The organism is Agromyces chromiiresistens (assembly GCF_029167465.1).
Lineage (GTDB): Bacteria > Actinomycetota > Actinomycetes > Actinomycetales > Microbacteriaceae > Agromyces > Agromyces chromiiresistens.
Genome location: NZ_JARFNL010000001.1, coordinates 416,663 through 436,952, shown reverse-complemented (window position 1 = coordinate 436,952; position 20,290 = coordinate 416,663). Strand labels below are relative to the sequence as shown.

Below are 20,290 nucleotides of genomic sequence, written 5' to 3'. Positions count from 1 at the left end.
TCCTCAATCGTCGACGCCGGGCGTCTGGTCGGCGCGGTTCCGCGGCGGAGCCGTGCTCCCGCGGACCACGAACTCCACGGGCGGCAGTTCGACCGGCGCCGGCGCCTCACCCTCGACGATCGCGACCAGCGTCCGAGCGCAGGCACTGCCCCATTGGAACACGTCCTGACGCACCGTCGTCAGCGGTGGGATGACGTACGGCGCGAGCGGGATGTCGTCGAACCCGACGATGGACAGGTCACGGGGCACCCGCACACCGCGATCGATCGCGGCGGAGACGCCGGCGATCGCCATGATGTCGTTGGCGTAGATGATCGCCGTCGGCGACTGCGGATGGTCGAGGAGCTCGTGGGTCGCGCGCGCGCCCGACGCTCCGGTGAAGTCGCCGACGACGACCGGTCCGGGCTCGAGCCCCAGGAGCGTCATCTCGTCGGCCCACGCCTGACGGCGCACGCGCGAATGCACGTAGCGGTCGGACCCCGCGACGTGCGCGATCCGCTGGTGACCCAGGGCGTGGAGGTGACGCACTGCGCGTCGGACCCCGGCGGCGTCGTCGAGTCCGATCAGCGAGGGGTCGTCCTCGGCCGAGCCGAGCTGCACGCACGGCATGCCCAGCGCCTCGAGCGCGGCGGGGCGCCCGTCCTCGATGCGGAGATCGGTGAGGAACACGCCGTCGACGCGTGCCTCGTGGGCGAACCTCGAGTAGGCGTCGCGCTCCGCCTGCTCGCTCTCCACCACTTGCAGCACGAGGGCGTAGCCCACGGTCGAGAGCGTGCTCTCGACGCCGGCGACGAACTGCGGGAAGAACGGGTCGGTGCTCAGCAGCTCGGGTTCGCGCCGGATGACGAGGCCGAGCGCCTGAGCGCGGCTCCTGGAGAGCGCACGCGCCCTGGCGTCCGGCCGCCAGTCCAGCTCCCTCGCCGCCTCCAGGATCCGCTCCCTCGCGGTGTCTCCCACCCCCGGGCGCCCGTTGAACACGAAGGAGACCGCACTCTTCGACACGCCCGCCCGCGCGGCCACGTCGCCGATCGTGACCTTGCGATCCCGCTGCCCGTTCCTGATGCCGGAAGCGGCCGAGCCGCTCGGGCTCCCCTCGTCGGTGGGTGTGACGTCCATGCTCCGAAGCATAGCGGGTGTTTAGCGCGTTTTAGCTCACCCTCGATCACGGAATCGCCCAGATATACCGGCGAAGCGCAGAGATCCGAACCGCGCTGCCCGGGAGAGTTGACCGATGTCACCAAAACCGGTTTACTAGGGACTCGTCACCGATGGCCGGACTCCTCGCAGAGGTCGCCGACCATCGGTCGTACCGAAGTGAGGAGCATCGCGATGGGCAGTGCCGCGCCAGCGCATCATCCGGGCAGCGCCCACCCTCGCCGCAGCGGCGGTGCCCTCCGCCGCTGGCTCGGCGAGAATCCCCTCGGCATCCTGCTGAGCGCGCCGTATGCGATCTTCGTGATCGTGGTCTTCCTGATCCCGTTCGGGTTCGGGGTCTGGATGTCGTTCCACGACTTCTACTTCACGGCTCCCGGCGTCGAAGTCCCGCATCCGTTCGTCGGGTTCGACAACTTCGCGACGGTCATCAACGATCCCGCAGTGCAGCAGGCGTTCGGCAACCTGCTGATCTTCCTCGTCATCAACGTGCCGCTCACCGTGGTCCTCGGCCTGCTGCTCGCCTCAGGGCTGGATGCCGCGGTGCACTGGCGCGGGTTCTTCCGCATCTCGTACTACGTCCCGTACATCACGGCATCGGTCGCGACGCTCGCCGTCTGGATCTTCCTGTTCAACAGCAACGGCGTCGTGAACTCGCTGCTCGGCCCGCTCGCTCCCGAACCCTCGTGGCTCGCGAATCCGACGCTGATCATGCCGCTCATCGCGCTGTACGTCACCTGGAAGAACCTCGGCTTCTACATCCTCCTCTACCTCGCCGCGCTCCAGAACGTGCCGAGCGAGCTGCACGAGGCGGCGCAGCTCGACGGCGCCGGACGATGGCAGCGCTTCCGCTCGGTGACGCTGCCTGCGGTTCGCCCCGTGACCTCGCTCGTCGTGCTGCTGTCGATCATCACCACCGCGCAGATCTTCACCGAGCCCTACCTCCTCACGGGCGGCGGTCCCAACGGCGCATCCATGACGCCCGCGCTGCTCATGTACCAGCTGGGCATCCAGCAGGGGAAGCCCGACATCGCCGCCGCGATCGGGATGATCCTCGTCATCGCCGTGCTGATCGTCTCGCTCATCTCACGACGCATCACGGAGGGCAAGGACCGATGACCGCATCGACCCCGAGAGCCGAGCGCCCCGCCCACCGAGGCCGCGTGGTCGGAGTGCTCCGCTTCGCGCTGCTGCTCGTCGGCGCGCTCCTCGCCCTCGTGCCGTTCTACTACATGGTGATCGGCGCGCTGCAGCGCGAACGCGACACGAGCCCGCTCGGCCTGCTGCCCCTGCCCGGCAACCTCACGCTCAACAACTTCATCGAGATCAACGAGTCCGTGAACCTCGTCGGGTCGCTGCTGAACTCGCTGATCTTCACGATCGGCGTCGTCGGCTGCACCCTCGTGTTCGGGCTGCTCGTCGGCTACGCCCTCGCCGTGCTCTCGTTCCGCGGGCGGGGCGTCGTGTTCGCCCTCGTGCTCCTCGTGCAGACGATCCCGTTCCAGCTCCTCATGATCCCGCTGTACGTCATGGTCGTGCGCTACTTCGGCCTCGCCGACAGCTTCATCGGCATGATCCTGCCGTTCGCGATCAACTCCGTCGCGGTGCTCATCTTCCGGCAGTACTTCCTGCAGATCCCCCGCGACGTCTTCGACGCGGCGCGCATCGACGGAGCGAGCGAGCTGCGCATCCTCGTCTCCATCGCGGTGCCGCTCGTGCGCCCCGCGGTGCTCACGGCCATGCTCGTGACCTTCATCGGACCCTGGAACGAGTTCCTCTGGCCGTTCCTGGTCACCAAGGATGCCTCGAAGCAGACCCTCGCCGTCAGCCTGGCGAACTTCTCCCAGACGAACGGCGCGTTCCTCGACAACCCGATGGGCGCCGTGCTCGCCGGCGCCTGCGTGCTCGCGGTGCCCGTGGTCGTGCTCTTCCTCCTGTTCCAGCGGAACTTCACCTCTGCGAACCTCGGCTCGGCCATCAAGGGCTGAGCCGGCGACTCCAACACCCTCCAAGGCAAGGTAATGACCCGACTCAACGAGACCGCACGAACGACCGCAGTCCCCTACGAACTCCGTCGCCTCGGCACGATCATGTCCGCGGACCCGGGCGATCCGCTCGAGGCCGAGGGGGTGCTCAACCCCGCGACCGCGTGGGGCGCCGACGGCGAGCTGTACCTCTACCCGCGCGTCGTCGCCGCGGGCAACGTGTCGCGCATCGCGCGGGCACGGGTCACCGTGGTCGACGGTGTTCCCGTCGGGGTCGAGCGGCTGGGCATCGTGCTCTCGCCCGACGAGCGCTGGGAGCACGGCCGGCAGAACGCCGGGGTCGAGGATCCGCGGATCACGTTCCTCGAGCCCATCGGCCTGCACGTGATGACGTACATCGCGTACGGGCCGCTGGGGCCGAAGCCCGCGCTCGCGATCTCGCGCGACACGATCGACTGGCAGCGGCTCGGACCGATCCACTTCGCGTATCAGCCCGAGCTCAAGACCGATCTCAACCTCTTCCCGAACAAGGACATCGTGTTCTTCCCCGAGCTCGTCGCGGGCCCCGACGGCCGGCCGAGCATCGCGCTGCTGCACCGTCCGATGTGGGACCTCGACTGGCTGCGCCCCGGCGAGGGCGCCACGACGCCCGCGGGCATCGACGACGACCGCCCCTCGATCTGGATCGGCTACGTCGACCTCGAGGACGTTCGGCGCGACCCGGCGGCGCTCACGCGCGTGCACGGCTCGTCGATGATCGCCGCCCCCGAGATGGGCTACGAGACCGCCAAGATCGGTGCGGGCCCAGCCCCGCTGCGCGTTCCCGAGGGCTGGCTGCTGCTGCACCACGGCGTGTCCGGGGCGAAGCCCAAGGGCTTCGAGCTCGCACACGGATCGCGGTACGCGGCCGGCGCCATGCTGCTCGACGCGGAGGACCCCCGCCGCGTGATCGCCCGTTCGGCCGAACCGCTCCTCGCACCCGAGACGGCGGAGGAGCTGCACGGCACCCTCGGCAACGTCGTCTTCCCGACCGCGATCGAGCAGATCGGCGACCGCCGCTTCGTCTTCTACGGCATGGCGGACTCGTCGATCGGCGTGGCCGAGCTGACCCGCCTGGACTGATCGGCGACCAGCGCAGAGAACGCAGCGCCCGGGACGCGAGTCCCGGGCGCTGCAGCGTTCGGCGGGCCCGTCGCTCCCGAGCCCTCGTGCCGCGGTCATACGGGATCCGGCACGACGAGACCCCGATCCAGCACCTGGATCGGGGTCCGTCGTTCACGGGGCGGTCGGGGGCCGCGTCACCGCCTCATCGCCCGTCGAGGCCGCCGACTGCGGCTTCGAGATCGGCCGTGGCGCGGTCGACCTGCGCCTGCGTCGAGGAGGTCGCGGCGAGGATCGCCTTCGCCGCTTCGAGTGCGCGCACCATCGTCGCCCAGGTCGGCGCGGTGTACTCGCGGCTGTCGAGCGCGTCGGCGGCGTCGACCTGCTCGACGAGGGCCGCCCGGTCGGCCGTGACGGTCACGTCACACCACGCCAGCTCGTCGCCACCCGAGTGACGAAGCAGTACCCGGGTGGCGCCCGGCTCGTGCGTCTCGATGCCGACCTCGACCCGGCCGTCATCGCCGAGGCGCGGCGTCTCGGAGATCGTCACGACCGAGGCATCCATCGGTTCGGCGGTGAAGGCGTCCTGCTGATCGACCGGCGACACCACACCGGCGAGCACGGCCGTGCCGTCACGTTCGGCGACGAGCGCCTCGGCGCAGTCGAACGTGTAGCCGCCGTAGAGTTCGAGCTCCCAGATGTTGAGCCCGTACTGCGTGGCCGGCAGCCCGGCCACGCGGACGTAGCGGACATCGGCGGGACCGAAGTCGTGGACGTGCTTCAGCGAGGGCTGCACCGACGTCACCCGCGCGAGCTCGGCCCACTCGACGCCATCGGCCGAACCCTCGACGCGGTAGTCGTTCGAGGTGCCCGCCTCCCAGTTGACGACCGCCCGGGTCACGGACCGGGAGCTGCCGAGATCGACCTGCAGCCAGTGCTCGGCGCGCTGCCGAGCCGACGACCACTTCGTCCCGAGCGATCCGTCGGTCGCCTTGGCGGCGACGATGGTCGGGTTGTCGTTGTAGACGCTGTCGGCGGTGGTCGGCCGGTTCAGGGCGAGGTTCTCCGGGCCGCCCGGCACGCTCGGGGCGTCGACGACGGCGCGGTCGGCGAAGACCTCGAACTCCCAGAGCGACGGCCCGTAGTTGAGGGCCCGCTTCACGGTCTGCATCCGGACGAAGCGCGCGGTCTCGCCCTCGAGGCCGATCACGTCGACACCGCCGTCGCTGCCCGCCGTGGGCGTCGCGTACGCGTCGCGCCACGTGGTGCCGTCGTCGGAGAGCTGGATCTTGTACGACTTGGCGTAGGCCGCCTCCCAGCGGAGCCGGACGGCGCCGACGGCCTGGGAGCTGCCGAGGTCGACCTGCGCCCACGCACTGTCGGAGTTGCTCCCACGCCAGCGCGTGGTCGGGTCGCCGTCGGCCATCGTGTACACGAGGTTGTAGCCCGAGTAGCCGGAGGCCCTCGTTCCACTGTCGATCGCGAGGTTGACGCCGCGGTCGACGTCCAGCTCGCGGATCGCGTACGTCCCGACCTCGCCGTCGAGCATCAGCACGCGGACGTACGTCGCCGGCGTCGGCTCGACGGCCACGTCGGTGACGCCTCCCGCGCCGTCGGTGACATGGGTGCGATCGGTCCAGGTGGTGCCGTCCTGCGAGGTCTGGATGACGAAGTCGCCGGCGAAGGCGTCGCCCCAGTCGATCGTGACCCCCGTGACCCACGAGCCGCGTTCGAGCTTCGTCTGGACCCAGGTCAAGTCCTCCTCGCGGGAGGCCCAGACCGTGCTCGGGTCGTCGTCGCCGAGTGCCGCGACGCGGCGGCCCGGTGCGGTGCTGCTGGCCGCGAGGTCGGAGGCCGGGCTCAGCCGGCCCTTGTCGAGTGCCGCCGTCACCGTCCTGCCCTGGTCCTCGCCGGAGCCGAGGCCGAAGACGCCGCTCCAGTCCTTGCCCTTGCCAGTGATGGCGAGCGCCACGGTGAGACCGGGGCGGTCGGGGTTCGAGATGCTCACCACGGGCGTCTTGCCGCGTTCGTCGAGGATCACGACGCTCGGCTGGTCGACGGTCATCGTGCGACCGTCGCCGAGCTCGACGGAACCCGCACGGTAGAAGGTCGCCATCGTCACGTCGAGCTCGTCGTGCCGCACCGCCTGCACCTCGGTGTCGTTGCGCAGCGTGCGCACGGCGGGTCGCTCGGCGTACGCCTCGACCTCGGCCGGGGTGGCGGCGGGCAGCACCGTGTAGTCGTAGGTCGCGTCCGTCGGCTGGGTGCCGTGGTCGGCGTAGAGCGTGAACGCGTCGCGGCTGACGGGGTCTTCGCCCTCCCAGCTCCCGCTCTGCGACGTGTTCGAGACCTTCACGTCCTGGCCGGCGGCGAACACGTACCCGACCTCGTCGTTGTACGCCCACCTCGCACCGCCGACGCCGTCGGCCTCGGTGCCGGGCTCGACCGGCTGCCCGCCGACCGTCGCGTTCGGCTTGGCGACCGCCTGGTTGAGGGTCGTGTGCACCGGCGCGGCACTCGACGAACGGATGCCGGCGCCGAGGGCGACCAGCTCGTCGTCGAAGGTGAAGTAGCTCTTCTGCGCGCTCGTGCCGGCGCTGTCGAGGGTCAGCACGCTCGCGCCGAACTCGCCGTTCGAGACGCCGCCCGTGAAGCTCGCCCCGTCGCCGTTGCGGCCGCGGTTCTCGAAGCCGCGCTCGGTGCGCTTCTCGTCGGGCGCCGTCACTCCGGGGTAGTGCCACCAGTCGAACGTCGGGCCGAGGTCGAGGTACTCCCGGTTGTTGACCTGGATCGCGGTCGAGCCCATGGCGTTCCAGTAGACGGGGTTGCCGAGCTCGGGGCGGTAGGCGGTCCGCAGCTCCGCACCGAACGTCCGCGAGGAGTTCAGGCGGGTGAAGATGCCGTAGTCCTCCCGGAGGTGCGAGCTGAACTCCGAACGCCAGAAGTACTTGTCACCGGTCACGCCGTTGGTGCGGGTCTCGCCGGTGATGCCGTCGAGCAGGGCCGCGTACTCGGTCGAGTAGAGGGCATCGGTGCGCGCCATCCGCTGCAGCGGCTCGATGAACTCGGACGCGTGGCTGGTGACGCCTTGGATCGTCTTCGGCGGCCGGTAGTCGAGGTACAGCATCCCGATCTCGCCGCGGATGAGCCAGCGGGTGCCGTTGATGATGTAGAACGCGATCGAGTCCAGCTGGTCACGGGAGAAGGCGAGCGAGGTCCCGCGCGCCACGTCGGCCCAGAGCGCCGCGTAGGTGAAGAGCACCATGCCGTAGCCCTCGCTGTACAGCTGCGCGCCGTGCGCCCAGAAGCTCCCGTCGGGCTGGACCGCCTCCTTCACCGTGCCCGAGTGGTCGACGGCGATCGTCGCCACGATGGTCGAGAAACCTTCTGCGACCTTCTCGAGGTCATGGGTGGCGAGCGCCTCGAAGAGGTAGTTCGAGGTGCGCCAGGCGCCGTTTGCCCCGACGGGATCGAGCTTGCCCGTGTTGTGCTCGAGGCTCACGTCGAAGGCCGCGTCGTCGAGCTCGTCGCCGAGGAACATCGAGATCCGGCCCATCGCGATCGACTCGCCGATCTCGGTCTCCCACCAGTTCTGGTTGCCGGGGTCGACGCGATCCCACTGCAGCAGCGCGCGCCCGACGGCGTCGACGAGCCGCCGGTCTCCATGGCCCTCGGCCTGCGGATCGCGGTACGCCTGCGTCATCGCGAGCATGCGGTAGAGCGCGATGTACGGGGACCAGACCGAACCGTTGGCCGAGCTCGTCCGGTCGGCGTAGTCGACATCCGACCACGACCCGTCCTCGTTCTGGGACGCGACGTAGTCCATCGCCTCGGAGGTGCGCGCCAGGTAGATGCCGTTGGCGATGATGATCTCGTCGCCCTGTTCGAGGTAGTACTCCTCGAGGCGCGACACGACCGTCGCGACGTCGTCGTCGGCCGCGGCGGCCGGCGCCGCGACGAGTCCGGTGGCGCCGATCACGGCGGCGACCGTGATGGCGATCGATGTGGTGAAGCGTCGCATGGCGGGGCTCCTTTGCCGTTCTGCCGGATGCTGATGAGCGCGCGGACGCAGCCGGCCGGCGCTCGATCGTGGGGTGGTACGGGTCCCGGGGTGCGGAGCGCAGCCACGCACCCCGGGGAGGGCGTCAGCCCTGCGAGATCAAGGTGTCGACTTCGTCGGCCGCGGTCTTGAAGGTCTCCTCGAGGTCGCCGTCGCCCGCCTGCACCGCCTGCCCCCAGGCGTCGCGGAAGGTCTGCCAGATCTCCGTGGCGTTCGCGATGTTCGGCACGTCGACCGTGAGCGGCACGGACTCTGCGAACGTCGAGAGCACCGGGCTCGTCGCGAGGAACTCGCCGGCGATCTCATCGACGTCGCCGCGGATCGGGAACTGCCCGGTGGTCTCGAGCAGTGCCAGGTCGTTGTCGGCATCCATCGAGAACTTCGCGAAGTCCCACGCGGTCTGCTTGTTCTCGCAGGAGGTGTACAGGCCGACGTTCTTCGAGTCGCCGAAGGTGTAGGTGTCGGCCGCCGGCGTGCCGTCGGCGGTCGGCAGCGGCACGATGCCGTAGTCCACCTTGCCGTCGAACGCTCCGGCACCCCACGGGCCGGCGATGCCGAGAGCTGCGACGCCGTCCGCGAACGGACCGGCCCACGCGTCCCCGCTGTACGGCTCCGCCGAGGAGTAGCCCTCGGCGTAGAGGGTCTTCCAGAACTCGAGCGTCTCGAGCCCCTCCTCGCTCGCGAACGATGCCTTGCCATCGGTGACCAGCTGGGTGCCGCCCGAGTTGGCGAGGAAGAACGGGTAGAAGTCGAACAGCGCGTTCGTGTAGTCGCTGGAGGCCGGCGGATACAGGACGAAGTCGGCCGCGCCGCTCTTCTTGATCGCCTCCGCGGCGGCCAGGACGTCGTCGTAGGTCGCGAGATCGGGGTTCTCGGGGTCGAGTCCGGCCGCCTCGAAGACGTCCTTGTTGTAGTAGAGCATGAACGGGTTCGCCTTCCACGGCACCTGGTAGAGGTCGCCGTCGGGAGAGCGGAATCCGTCGGCAGCCTCGCCCGACCGCTCGGTGATGAAGGACTCGCCGTCCTCGAAGGTCTGAGAGATGTTCACCAGGCCGCCCTGCTTCTGGAAGGCGGGCACGGCGGCGGGCGCCGTGTTGTAGACCAGGCAGGGCGTGTTGCCGGCGGTGATCGCGGCTCCGATGGCGTCCTCCGAGGACTTGCCGGAGGGAATGGCCTCGGCCGTCACCTGCTCGTCGGGGTGATCGGCGTTCCATGCGTCGACCACCGCCTCCGCCCACGCGATCTCCTGTTCGTTCGTCGAGTACCAGATGCTGATCGGGCCGGATGTCAGTTCGGTGCTGTCGGGCGCGCCCGACGACGCGCATGCCGCGAGCGGCACGGCGAGGGCCGCCAGGGCAACGGTGGCTGCTAAACGCTTCATTGCGAGGAACTCCTTCGTCTGGAAGGCGCTCGCGCGCTCTTCCTGCTGTGCTGGGGCCCTTCCCCTGCCACTCGCCCACACGTGCGCGAGGTGCTCGCATCCTCCGGGTAAGGGATTGAACACGGATAGTAAACCGGTTTTGGTCGGCAAAGTCAACCGGTCTCATTTCCTGGATCATCTCGCCGCCAAGTTGTGCGAATTCATGGCGGATAACGGTGACTTTGGGCGCTACCACTCCAGCTAAACTCACCTAAACTCTCGTTCTGAGGCCGAACGAGGCGCCTCGCTGCCGCCCATCGTCGAGGCATTCGACCGGTCACGGCCTCCACCGGAAGATCACAACTGGGTCACTTGTCCCACTCGGCTATTGACCCGCTCGTGTCGAGCACCGAGGATGGCTGCACCCGAACCCACGACACGATGGAGTGCCATGCGCGCGTTGCGCCGTCCGATCGTCGCCGTCGCCGCGACATCCCTGCTGCTGGTCGTTCAGGCCGTGATCGACCCGACCGGCCTGCTCGCCCTCGTCGGCTGGCCCGGCGGCACGCCGCGGTTCGACCTGTGGTGGCCCGTCGCCCGCTACGTCGTGTTCGTGCCGGTCATGCTCGCCGTCGTCTGGTGGGCGGCGGTGCGCGCGGGCGACCGCTTCTGGACGCTGACCGCGGGCGTCGTGCTCGCGGCACTGCTCGCGCAGTTCGCGGCGTGCCTGGCGATGACCGGGGATGTCGCGCTGTCGGCGTGGGCCGGCGGCTTCGTGACCGCGAAGGCGGTGCCCACGGCGCTGATCGTGGCGGGGGTCGTGCGCGTCGTCGAGCGGGTGGTGGCGCGGCGCCGTGGCCTCGATACGGCGCTTCGCGCCCCATCGGCCGACGCGTTGACGGTCTGGCCTGCGGCGATCGCGGCCGGCGCCGTGGCACCGCTGCTCGCGGGCTCCTGGTGGACGGGGGCGACGTACGCGCCCGGCATCCCGACGCCGAGGCCCGACGACGGCCCGATCGCGATGATCGTCGCCGTGCTGCTGCTCATCGGTGCGGCGTGGCTCGGCATCCGGTGGATGCGCCGACGCGTGCCCGGGTTCCTCGGCACCTGGCTCGGCGCGCTCGTCGCGGGCGGCGTCTTCGGCCTCGCGCAGTCGATCGTCGGCCTCGTCGTCGACGACGGGTTCCGCGGCGACCTCTGGCCGCTCATGGCGGCCTACATCCACGTCGCCGACGGGGTCGCCTTCGCCGCCTGCACCGGCTGGATCGCGGCCGTCGTCGCACTCGTCGCCGACCGCGTCATGGCGCGGCGAGCGGCATGCAGCGCGGCAGACCCGACGGCGGGCGAACTGAACGAGCGACGAGATGCCTCGCCGGCACGCATCGCCGCGGGCGTCGGCATCGGCGTGGCCGTCGTCGCCGTGACCGCGGTCACCGCCTCGCTGCTCGCCCCGGCGGCGCCCGCGGTCGCGACCGTCGCGAACGAGGCATCCGTGCCCGCCGGGTTCCTGCGCGTCGAAGACGGGCGCTTCACCGACGGCGAAGGCCACCAGGTGCTGCTGCGCGGCGTCAACGTCAACCAGCTCGTCGACTTCTACCAGGCGCGCCCCGAGGTGCCCGCGACCCGCGAGCTCACCGAGCAGGACTTCGCCGACATGGCGACGTACGGGTTCAACGTCGTGCGGCTCGGCCTCTCGTGGTCGGCACTCGAGCCGACGCGCGGCGAGCTCGACCCCGACTACCTCGCGACCGTGAAGCAGGCGGTCGCGTGGGGCGAGAAGCACGGCATCCGCACCGTGCTCGACATGCACCAGGACGGCTGGTCGAACCTGCCGACCGCCGAGGGCACCGTGTGCCGGCCCGGCACCGACCCGATGTGGGGCTACGACGGCGCACCAGAGTGGGCGACCCACTGGGACGGCGCCCCGCGCTGCTCGTTCACGGGCCGCGACATCTCGCCCGCGGGCGACCGGGCGTTCGAGCACTTCTGGTTCGACACCGACGGCATCCAGACGGCGCTCGCCCGCACGTGGGGCGAGCTCGCCGGCGAGTTCGCCGACGAGAAGGCCGTCGCGGGCTTCGACCTGCTCAACGAGCCCGGCTTCGGCGAGACCGCGCCCGTCACGACCTCGAAGAAGAACGGCGAATACTCGGCGAAGGCGATCGCGGCGATCCGGGAGGCGGGCGCGCCGCAGATCGTCTTCGTCGAGCCCAGCATCCTGTGGTCGGGGCTCGGCTTCGACTCGGGTCCCGCGCGCGGCTTCACCGACGACCTCAACGTCGCGTTCTCGCCGCACCTCTACGCCGAGTCGATCACCATGGATGCCTCGCTCGGACTCCCCACGATCGTCAGCACCGAGCGCCAGTTCGAGCTCGGCCAGCGCGTGGCCGACGAGCTCGGCATGCCGATGTGGTCGGGCGAGTACGGGTACTGGGGCGACGACGAGTCGACCGCGGCGCACCTCTCGCGATACGCCGCCGAAGAGGACGCGCGCATGCTCGGCAGCGCCTACTGGGTGTGGAAGCAGGCGTGCGGCGACCCCCAGAACGGCATCCAGGAGCTCGGCAACGGGCTGCTCTCCGAGGTCTGCGCGACGGGCGAGGAGGCGCCCCGCAAGGAGCACCTGCTGGGCATCCTGTCGCGCGCCTACCCGCAGCAAGCCCCTGGCGTGCTCACGAGCCTTCGCGCCGGAGTCACGGGCACGCCGGATGCCGCGGCGACGATGTCGCTCACCGGCGAGGCCCCCTCGGCGACGTGCGGGCTCCAGGTCTGGATCCCCGGGTCGGCTGAGCCGGCCGTCGAGTCGAGCGGCCTCGGCGACGTCGCCGTCGACGAGGTGCCCGGCGGCTGGCTGCTCACCGGTTGCGCCGAGGGCGCGTACGCGCTCGACGTGAAGCCGGCCGAGTAGCGACGTAGGGTGGTGCGGTGCCCGAGATCGCCCACGTCGACCCGCTGAGCCCCGCGGCCGTCGCGATCCTGCGCCGCTACTACGACGACATCATCACGCGCTACTACGGCCGGGCCGCGACCGCCGCCGAGATCGACGAGCAGCTCGCCGGCGATCCCGACGACGACCTGCGCGGCGACCTCGGTTCGTTCTTCATCGCAACGGGCGACGAGGGATGCCTCGGCTGCGCCGGTGTGCGCTGGGTCGACGCCGACACGGCCGAACTGACCCGGGTGTTCGTCGCCCCCGCGGCGCGCGGCCTGGGACTGGCCGCGACGCTCGTCGGCGCTGTCGAGACCGAGGCCCGTCGCACCGGGCGGCGCACCGTGCGGCTCGACACGCGTTCCGACCTCGTCGAAGCCCGTGCCCTCTACGCGAAGCTCGGCTACGCCGAGGTCGAGCCCTTCAACGACAGCCCTTACGCCGACCACTGGTTCGCGAAGGACCTCCGGGTCGCGCGATGACTCCGTCGAGCTGACGCCGGCGGCCACCGTCCGCATTCGTCAGAGACATCCGCTGCCGAAGGGTTCTACGCCCCGAGCATCTCCCGCGCGTGGCGGTACTTCTCGGCGAGGCGCTGCTGCGTCTCGAAGTCGAGCTTGCGCACTCGCCAGGCGGCCGAGTTGTCGTCGACGTCGGCGATCTTCACGCTGCGTGCGATCGCGTGACGGCGGATGCGCCCGTAGTACTCGGCCTCGGGCACCTCGGGGGTGCGGGTCAGCAGCACGACGACCTCGACGACCTCGGGCAGCACGCCCGCCTCGAGCAGCTCACGCGCCGTCAGGCCGGTGTCTTCGAGCACGTCGTGCAGCCAGGCGGCCGAGGTCGCGACGGGCTCGGCGATCGGATCGAAACGCTCGGCGACCCGACCGGGGTGGTCGATGTACGCCGCCCCGACCTTGTCGGTCTGACCTCGGTGCGCCACGAACGCGATGCCCTTCGCGAGCGCCACCTGCGCAGCCGCGGCGACGACCGCGTCGGCGTCGGGCAGCGGCTCCACGGCCCAGATGGGCGTCACGGGTGCTCCGGCGCCAGCCGGCTCGAAAGCGTTCGTCGTTCCCGTCACCATTCGGTCGGTCTCCTCGTTCACATCGGTTCGTTCGGTCTGGTCGGTCTGAGCGGGCCACGCGCCGGCAGGCTGCGGCATCGGGTCGGCGATCGGCGGCGCGACGTCGGCAGGCTGCGGCATCGGGTCGGCGATCGGCGGCGCGACGTCGGCGGGTTGCTCGATGGGCGCGGCCGCCGCGGGCGCCGGTGCGAGCCACCAGGGCGTGCCGGCGACCGGAGCCGCGGCGGGCTCCGGGTCGGGTTCGGCGTCGAACGGCCATTCGACCTCGGGCGCGACGCGCAGCGGTTCGGGCTCTGCCGGGGCGGATGCCTCGCGCATCTCATGGTCGTCGAGCTCCGCGTCGACCGGAGCGACGGGCAGGAGGCTCGCGAGCAGCGGCTCGGGTTCGAGGAGCGGTTCAGGGGCAGGTTCGGCGACCGGTTCCTCGATCGTCGGAGCCGGTCGGGCCTCGACCGCCGGCGCGGGATCGAACAGGGAGTCGAAGCCGAACTCGAACTCGGGCTCGAGCTCGAGCTCGGGCTCGGACACCGCGGGCGCCGGTGCAGCGGATGCCGGTGCAGCGGGCGCCGGCGCAGCGGGCTCCGGTTGCGGCGCGAGCTCCACCTGCGACTCGGAGGCCGCGGGCTGGATCTCCTCGATCACGGCGACCGGCTCGGGGCCGGCGATCGGCGCCGCGCCCGAGGCATCCGGCTCTGCGTTCTCGACGGCGGGCGCCTCGAGCTCGACCTCGGCGAGCGGGTCGCGGCCGCGCACGGTGCGCACGAAGCCGAGTTCGGCCTCGAGCTCGGCCATCTCGCGGGCGTCGAGCTCGAGCAGCGAACGAGCGTCACCGAGGCTGCGATGCACGAAGTAGTCCTCGTCGACCTCCACGAGCCGGGCGCCGTCGCTCGTCGTGAAGTAGCGCCGCCGGGCGCCGTCGGTCACCGCGACGATCACCTCGACGAAATCGCCGCTCGGTACCTCGCAGCAGAGGTAGTAGCGCTGCTGCTCGGGTGAGGCGGCGGTGGCCGCACCCGTCGTGACGATCGGCACGGCGCGCGCCGAGGAGGGGGAGGCCGGCGCCGGGGCAGCCGCGGGCGAGGTCGGCGCCGTCGGGGTCGACTCGACAGGCTGCGGCGTCGGCGGCGTCTGGCGGGGTTGCGCCGGCGCGGGCGGAGCCCATCCGCTCGCCGCGGGCGTCGGCAGGCGACGGGGGCGCAGCGTTCCACCGAGCTCGGCACTGCGTCGTGCCGCGCGCGAGGTGAGATCGTTCGCCGACGCACCGTCGCCCGGTGCAGACGGCTCGTCGGCGTGGATCGTCATCGTGGCTCCTGGGGGTGGGCGCCGGGGTGGTGGGGCTGCGGCCGTGGGGAGCGGCACGCCTCTCCGATGGTAGGCGCTTCCCGCCCCGGATTCGAGAAACTTCGCGAGCGGGTCGGTTCTTCGTCGCGCTCGATCGCCACGAGTTCGGGATATGCCGGTTACGCGTCAGTCCTCCGGCTCCTGGAAGATCGTCACCTGCAGGCCCGCGGGCGCGTCGAGCCTCGAGTTGATCGAGCGCCAGGGAGTCTCGCGCGGGGTCGCGAGCAGGCCGGCGCCAGCGTCGACGAGCTCGTCGGTCACGGCGGCCGTGTCGGCGACCTCGAATGCGACCCGCAGGTGCGGACTGCGCACCCCGTCGGTCTCGACCCTGTCGATGTACTCGACCTGCGCGGGATTCGAGAGCTCGAGCGTCGCGCGGCCGGCGTCGAGGATCATCACGCGGGCCCCGCCCTCGGCCTCGTACGCCTCCTCCTCGGGCAGTCCGAGCACGTCGCGGTAGAACGCGACGGCGGCCTCCCAGTCGTCGGCCTCGACCACGAGGCGCAACTGGCGCACACGGCGCGGGGTCTCTTCGGCATCGGTCATGCGGGCAGCCTACGGCGGGGCGAGCGAGTTGAGGGTTCCGACAAGGGATTCGCAGAAGGCATCCGTTCATCGCACAATCGGAGACATGCGCATGACTCCCCGACGCCTCGCCATCGGCATGAGCCTGTGGGCCCCGAACCTGTTCAGCGGCATCCGCGTGAAGCGCATCTCCGACGACTGGACGAGCGCGACCGTGGAGCTGCACGTCAACCTCTTCACCCGCAACTACGTGAAGACCGCGTTCGGCGGGTCGATGTCGGCGATGACCGACCCCTACTACTTCATGCTCGTCATGCACCAGCTCGGTCGCGAGTACGTCGTGTGGGACACGCGCGGCGAGATCGAGTTCGTGAAGCCGGGCCGCGGCACCCTCACCGCGCATTTCGAGGTGCCGCGCGACAAGGCCGCCGAACTGCGCGAACGCGCCCGCGGCGGCGCGAAGGTGCTCGAGTGGTTCGAGACCGACATCACCGACCGGGCCGGCGAGGTCGTCGCGCGAGTGCGGCGCGAGGTGTACGTACGCGAGAAGCGACGGGTGACGGAGGGCCAAGCCGACTGAGCCGGCGGCGCGACCGACGCCCGTGACCTGCCGTGCACTCCGATTCACACGCGCGCGGGACTCGGGTTAGATGGAGACGTCGCGCGAAACGCCCGGACGCGGATCCGCGACGCGATGCCCATCGACGAAGACGAGGTATGCGGATGACGACACGGCGCCCCTACAGCGCACGCACAGCCCTCCTGGCGGCCTCGCCGCTCCTGCTCGCGGTCGCGCTCACCGCCTGCACGCCGACCGGGCCCGACTCCCCCGAGCCGACCAGCCCGGTCGTGCAGCTCGGTGCGCCCGGCGAATCGAACCGCACGCTCTCCCCCGACGAGGCGGCGAACCTCGGGTCGCCCGAGTTCTCCGAGGTCGACTCGGCGTTCATGCTCGCGATGATCCGCCACCACCAGCAGGCGATCGAGATGACCGATCTCGTCGACGATCGCACCGACGACCGCGACATCCGCCTGCTCGCCGAACGCATGTCGGTGAGTCAGCAGGACGAGAAGACCCAGATCACGACGTGGCTGCAGGAGCGATCGGTGCCCGTCAACGGCGACGGCAGCGGCCACGAGGCGCACGACGCCGAGTCGATGCCCGGCATGCTGAGCGACGACCAGTTCGCCGAGCTCGAGGCGGCGACGGGCGAGGAGTTCGACCTGCTGTTCCTCGAGTACATGATCCAGCACCACGAGGGCGCAGTGCAGATGGTCGACGACCTCTACGCCGACGGCGGCGGCCAGGAATCGGCGACCGACCAGTTCGCCCGTCACGTCGAATCGGACCAGGGCATCGAGATCGCCCGCATGCAGCAGATGCTCGCCGAGCGCACCGGCTGAGGCACGGGCGGCACCGACGAGACGGGGCCCGGCGGTCGTCGACCGCCGGGCCCCGTCGTGGGTGGGGAGGCGCGGCCTCCCCACACCGACTCATCGGAATGTCGCCGTCAGTGCCGTGAGCGCCTGCACCACGTCGGAGTCGGCCGGGAGGCCGGACTTGCGCGCGGCGTTGACGAGCTGCGCGACGACCGCGCGGTCGGCCGCCGAGCCGTCGGCGAGCTGCTCCGCCTCGGCGAGGTGCTCACGCACCTCGCCGAGCGCCTCGCCGCTCAGGCTGCCGTCGCGCTCGGCCTGATCGACGTACGCGCCGGCGACGGCGAAGCTCGGCGCGTGCACGGCGCCGGTCTGCAGCTGCGCGTTGAACTCGTCGAAGCGCACCTCGCCGGCGGCCTCGATCTCGTTCGCCGACAGGTCGTCGCTCGCGGTGAGCGCCATCGTGTCGAACCCGCGCGCGATCTCGCTGCCGAGCACGTTGCCGTTGTACCAGTACGTCGACCAGTAGCCGCCGAGGTTCAGGCCGGTCGTGCTCGGCGTGTTGATCGGACCGCGGTCGAGGAAGGCGATCTCCTTCGGGTTCGCGGTGTCGGTGAAGTCGATCACCGACAGGCCGCCCTGGTACCACGCCTGCACCATGATGTCGCGCCCCGGCACCGGGATGAGCGAACCGTTGTGCGCGACGCAGTTCTCCTGCGTGGTCTGCGGCACCGGCAGCTTGTAGTAGCTCGCGAACTGCAGCTTGCCGTCGACGATGTCGAAGAGCGCGTCGGCGCCCCACTCGGGCTGGTCGGTCGACCGGCACCGTGCCGCCGTGCCGCCGCCCCACTCATCGGTGAAGATGACCTTCGTGCCGTCGTTGTTGAACGTCGCCGAGTGCCAGTACGAGAAGTTCGGGTCGGCGACCGCATCGATCCGCACCGGGTCGGCCGGGTCGGAGATGTCGAGCAGGATGCCGTTGCCCTGGCACGCGCCGGCCGCGAGCCCGATCTCGGGGTAGGCGGTGATGTCGTGGCACGTGTTCGTGTTGGGGTTCGGCGAGTACCGGGTGCCCGACGGGTGCAGCGGCTGCGTCGGTCCGTTCTGCAGTCCGTTGAACGCGCCCGTCTCGGGGTCGGCGAAGATGCGCGGCTGGTTCACGATCGCCGCCGTCTCAGGCGCGGCGAGCGGCACCTTGATGACGTCGATGCGCCACTGCGTCGGGTTGCCCGTCGTGACCGGCTCGGTCGAAGCCGGCGCGTTCTCGCAGCCCGCGAGCTCGAGCGGCGAACGCACGCCCGAGGTGCCCGAGTTGTAGATGTAGACGTTCTCGGCATCGTTCGGGTCGCTGACGAGCGTGTGCGTGTGCGAACCGCGGCAGGTCTGCACGCCGGGCAGCTGCACCGGGTTGTCGATGTCGCTGATGTCGAAGATGCGCACGCCGCGGAACCGCTCGGGGTTCACCGAGCCCGGCGCCCCCTGGGTGCCGCAGTCGATGCGGCCGCGCGTCTCCTCGACCGACATGAACAGCAGGTCGCCGTACACCGAGACGTCGCCCTGGCCGCCCGGGCAGACGAACGACGAGCGCAGCGTCGGCTCGGCCGGGTCGGACACGTCGTAGACCTGGAAGCCGTTGAAGTTGCCCACGATGGCGTTGTCGCCCGAGAAGGCGAGGTCGGAGTTGACGAACCCGAAGTCCCCGGGCGGGGCGTTGAACGGGTCGACCCGTGGCGTGCTCGACAAAAGGTCGATGTTGCTCGTCGCGACCTCGGCGTCGAGGTAGCCGGCGGGCAGGTCGACCCTGGGGTCGTCTTCGGCGACCGCCGCGGTGGCGGTCATCAGTGAGGCGCCGAGCAGCAGGGCGCCGGCGGCGGCGAGTGCGCGGCGCCGCGCATTCGGGGGTCGTTGTTCGGATCTCATCGTCGTGCCCTCTTCTCTCGTTACGACAGAACCTGCGTTTCGACACAGCGATCGAGCCCTCCGATGGGCGGTCGCCCACAACCCCGTGGGCGCCCGCAGCCCCGGAAGGCCGACCATGCCCCCCAAACTAGCGACAAGCGCAGGGTCGGCGCAGCCGGTATTTCGGGGGACACGGGCGACACCGTCGGTGGGTCGCCGTACCGTCGGCCCATGGGCCAGGTGCAACCGTTCGAGATCCACGTCGACGATGAAGTGCTCGGCGACCTGCGGGCACGCCTCGCCCGCACCCGGCTCCGGGGCGACTCGCCGCGACGGCCGCCGGCGGGCATGAACCACGACTACCTGCGGCAGCTCATCGACACCTGGGCGGCATGGGACTGGCGAGCGCGCGAGGCGTGGCTCAACCGGCATCCGCAGTTCGTCGCCCGGGTCGGCGACGCCGACGTGCACTTCGTGCACCGGCGATCCGAGCGCACCGACGCACCCGTGCTGCTCGTGATGCACGGCTGGCCGCACACCTTCGCGCTGCAGCTCGACTTCGCCGACCTGCTGCCCGACTTCCACGTCGTCGTGCCGAGCCTGCCGGGGTTCGCCTTCTCATCGCCGTACGCCGACCGCCCGATGACCGAGCGGCGCCTCGCCGAGACGATGCACTCGCTCATGACCGACGTGCTCGGCTACGAGCGCTACGTCACCTACGGCGAGGACGTCACGGCCAACGTGAGCGACCTCATCGCCGCGAGCCATCCCGAGCACGTCGCCGCGATCGTCGCGACGCACGCGCACTTCCCGACCGGTGACGAACGGGAGGCGCTCACCGACCCGGCCGAGCGCGCGTTCTTCGCGGCGCTCGCCGAGCGCCACGGCACCGACGGCGCCTACGGGCACGTGCAGGCGACGCGTCCCGACACCCTCGCGGTCGCCCTCGACGACTCCCCCGCCGGCCTGCTCGCCTGGATCGCCGAGAAGCTCGTCGAGTGGAGCGACACCCCGCCCGGCGACCCCAGCGCCGTCGAGCGCCGCATCTCGCGCGACCGCATCCTCACCGAGGCGATGATCTACTGGGTCACCCGCTCGATCGCGTCGTCGTTCCGTCCGTACTACGAGGGCGCCGATCAGCCCGACCCGATTCCGCCGACCGGGGTGCCGGCGGCCGTCTTCATCCAGCGGCACGAGGCCGACTACCCCGAGACGCTCGCGCGACGGCACTACCTCGACCTGCGCGTCTTCGACCGGCTGCCAGAGGGCGGGCACTTCACCGTCGCCGAGGTGCCCGAGGCGATGGCGGCGCGGGTGCGGGAGTTCGTGGGGTCGCTGGGCTGAGGTGCGGCCCGCGCTTCCGGCGCATGGCGGCCCCGAACGTGAACGGAGCCCGATCAGAATGCGAGCCCCAGGTCGTCACGCGGAGTACCGCAGGTCGGGCGACGGGCTCCCCGGAACCGCGATGCCGACT

Annotated in this window: 14 protein-coding genes; 8 read left to right on the top strand and 6 right to left on the bottom strand. The window is 70.7% G+C overall.

Features of this window, described 5'->3' with window-relative positions:
- Window positions 1–3 precede the first annotated feature (3 nt).
- Entirely contained in the window at window positions 4–1,116 is a 1,113-nt protein-coding gene (locus tag PX701_RS01905) for a LacI family DNA-binding transcriptional regulator (protein WP_231429881.1), read from the bottom strand.
- A gap of 213 nt (window positions 1,117–1,329) precedes the next feature.
- Here PX701_RS01905 and PX701_RS01900 point away from each other — a divergent pair, with 213 nt between their 5' ends.
- The 3 genes from PX701_RS01900 to PX701_RS01890 are packed head-to-tail and all read left to right on the top strand — an operon-like array spanning window position 1,330 to window position 4,259.
- On the top strand, window positions 1,330–2,271 hold the full coding sequence (locus PX701_RS01900; RefSeq protein ID WP_231429880.1) for a carbohydrate ABC transporter permease: 942 nt from the start codon (window positions 1,330–1,332) through the stop codon (window positions 2,269–2,271).
- Window positions 2,268–3,140 (top strand): carbohydrate ABC transporter permease, encoded by an 873-nt coding sequence (locus PX701_RS01895; RefSeq protein WP_275505313.1) that lies wholly within the window; start codon window positions 2,268–2,270, stop codon window positions 3,138–3,140. The genes PX701_RS01900 and PX701_RS01895 overlap by 4 nt, the downstream gene beginning before the upstream one ends.
- 33 nt (window positions 3,141–3,173) lie before the next feature.
- Window positions 3,174–4,259: a glycoside hydrolase family 130 protein gene (locus PX701_RS01890; protein WP_275505312.1), complete on the top strand. Its 1,086-nt coding sequence runs from the start codon at window positions 3,174–3,176 to the stop codon at window positions 4,257–4,259.
- A 184-nt stretch (window positions 4,260–4,443) separates the two neighbouring features.
- Here the strand turns inward: PX701_RS01890 and PX701_RS01885 are convergent, their stop codons facing one another.
- Together PX701_RS01885 and PX701_RS01880 are read right to left on the bottom strand one after the other, a co-directional pair.
- Complete coding sequence (locus PX701_RS01885) at window positions 4,444–8,259, bottom strand: galactose-binding domain-containing protein (protein WP_275505311.1); 3,816 nt, start codon at window positions 8,257–8,259, stop codon at window positions 4,444–4,446.
- Window positions 8,260–8,383: 124 nt separating this feature from the next.
- The gene (locus tag PX701_RS01880; protein WP_231429876.1) at window positions 8,384–9,679 is read right to left on the bottom strand and encodes an ABC transporter substrate-binding protein; all 1,296 of its coding nucleotides are present in this window, start codon (window positions 9,677–9,679) and stop codon (window positions 8,384–8,386) included.
- Window positions 9,680–10,109: 430 nt separating this feature from the next.
- Here PX701_RS01880 and PX701_RS01875 point away from each other — a divergent pair, with 430 nt between their 5' ends.
- Window positions 10,110–12,566: a glycoside hydrolase family 5 protein gene (locus tag PX701_RS01875; protein ID WP_275505310.1), complete on the top strand. Its 2,457-nt coding sequence runs from the start codon at window positions 10,110–10,112 to the stop codon at window positions 12,564–12,566.
- Between the two features lie 17 nt (window positions 12,567–12,583).
- The gene (locus PX701_RS01870; RefSeq protein WP_275505309.1) at window positions 12,584–13,069 is read left to right on the top strand and encodes a GNAT family N-acetyltransferase; all 486 of its coding nucleotides are present in this window, start codon (window positions 12,584–12,586) and stop codon (window positions 13,067–13,069) included.
- Window positions 13,070–13,134: 65 nt separating this feature from the next.
- Here the strand turns inward: PX701_RS01870 and PX701_RS01865 are convergent, their stop codons facing one another.
- Together PX701_RS01865 and PX701_RS01860 are read right to left on the bottom strand one after the other, a co-directional pair.
- Window positions 13,135–14,976: a hypothetical protein gene (locus PX701_RS01865; RefSeq protein ID WP_275505308.1), complete on the bottom strand. Its 1,842-nt coding sequence runs from the start codon at window positions 14,974–14,976 to the stop codon at window positions 13,135–13,137.
- A gap of 165 nt (window positions 14,977–15,141) precedes the next feature.
- On the bottom strand, window positions 15,142–15,561 hold the full coding sequence (locus tag PX701_RS01860; protein WP_231429872.1) for a VOC family protein: 420 nt from the start codon (window positions 15,559–15,561) through the stop codon (window positions 15,142–15,144).
- 91 nt (window positions 15,562–15,652) lie between these two features.
- On the opposite strand from PX701_RS01860, the gene PX701_RS01855 reads away from it, so the two are divergent.
- Together PX701_RS01855 and PX701_RS01850 are read left to right on the top strand one after the other, a co-directional pair.
- A complete protein-coding gene (locus tag PX701_RS01855) occupies window positions 15,653–16,120 on the top strand; it encodes a PaaI family thioesterase (RefSeq protein WP_420831038.1) in 468 nt (155 codons plus the stop codon).
- 143 nt (window positions 16,121–16,263) lie between these two features.
- Window positions 16,264–16,944: a DUF305 domain-containing protein gene (locus PX701_RS01850; RefSeq protein ID WP_231429859.1), complete on the top strand. Its 681-nt coding sequence runs from the start codon at window positions 16,264–16,266 to the stop codon at window positions 16,942–16,944.
- A 90-nt stretch (window positions 16,945–17,034) separates the two neighbouring features.
- Here PX701_RS01850 and PX701_RS01845 read toward each other — a convergent pair whose 3' ends face one another.
- Window positions 17,035–18,837: an LVIVD repeat-containing protein gene (locus PX701_RS01845; RefSeq protein WP_275505306.1), complete on the bottom strand. Its 1,803-nt coding sequence runs from the start codon at window positions 18,835–18,837 to the stop codon at window positions 17,035–17,037.
- A 210-nt stretch (window positions 18,838–19,047) separates the two neighbouring features.
- On the opposite strand from PX701_RS01845, the gene PX701_RS01840 reads away from it, so the two are divergent.
- Complete coding sequence (locus PX701_RS01840; RefSeq protein ID WP_275505305.1) at window positions 19,048–20,160, top strand: epoxide hydrolase family protein; 1,113 nt, start codon at window positions 19,048–19,050, stop codon at window positions 20,158–20,160.
- Window positions 20,161–20,290: the final 130 nt, after the last annotated feature.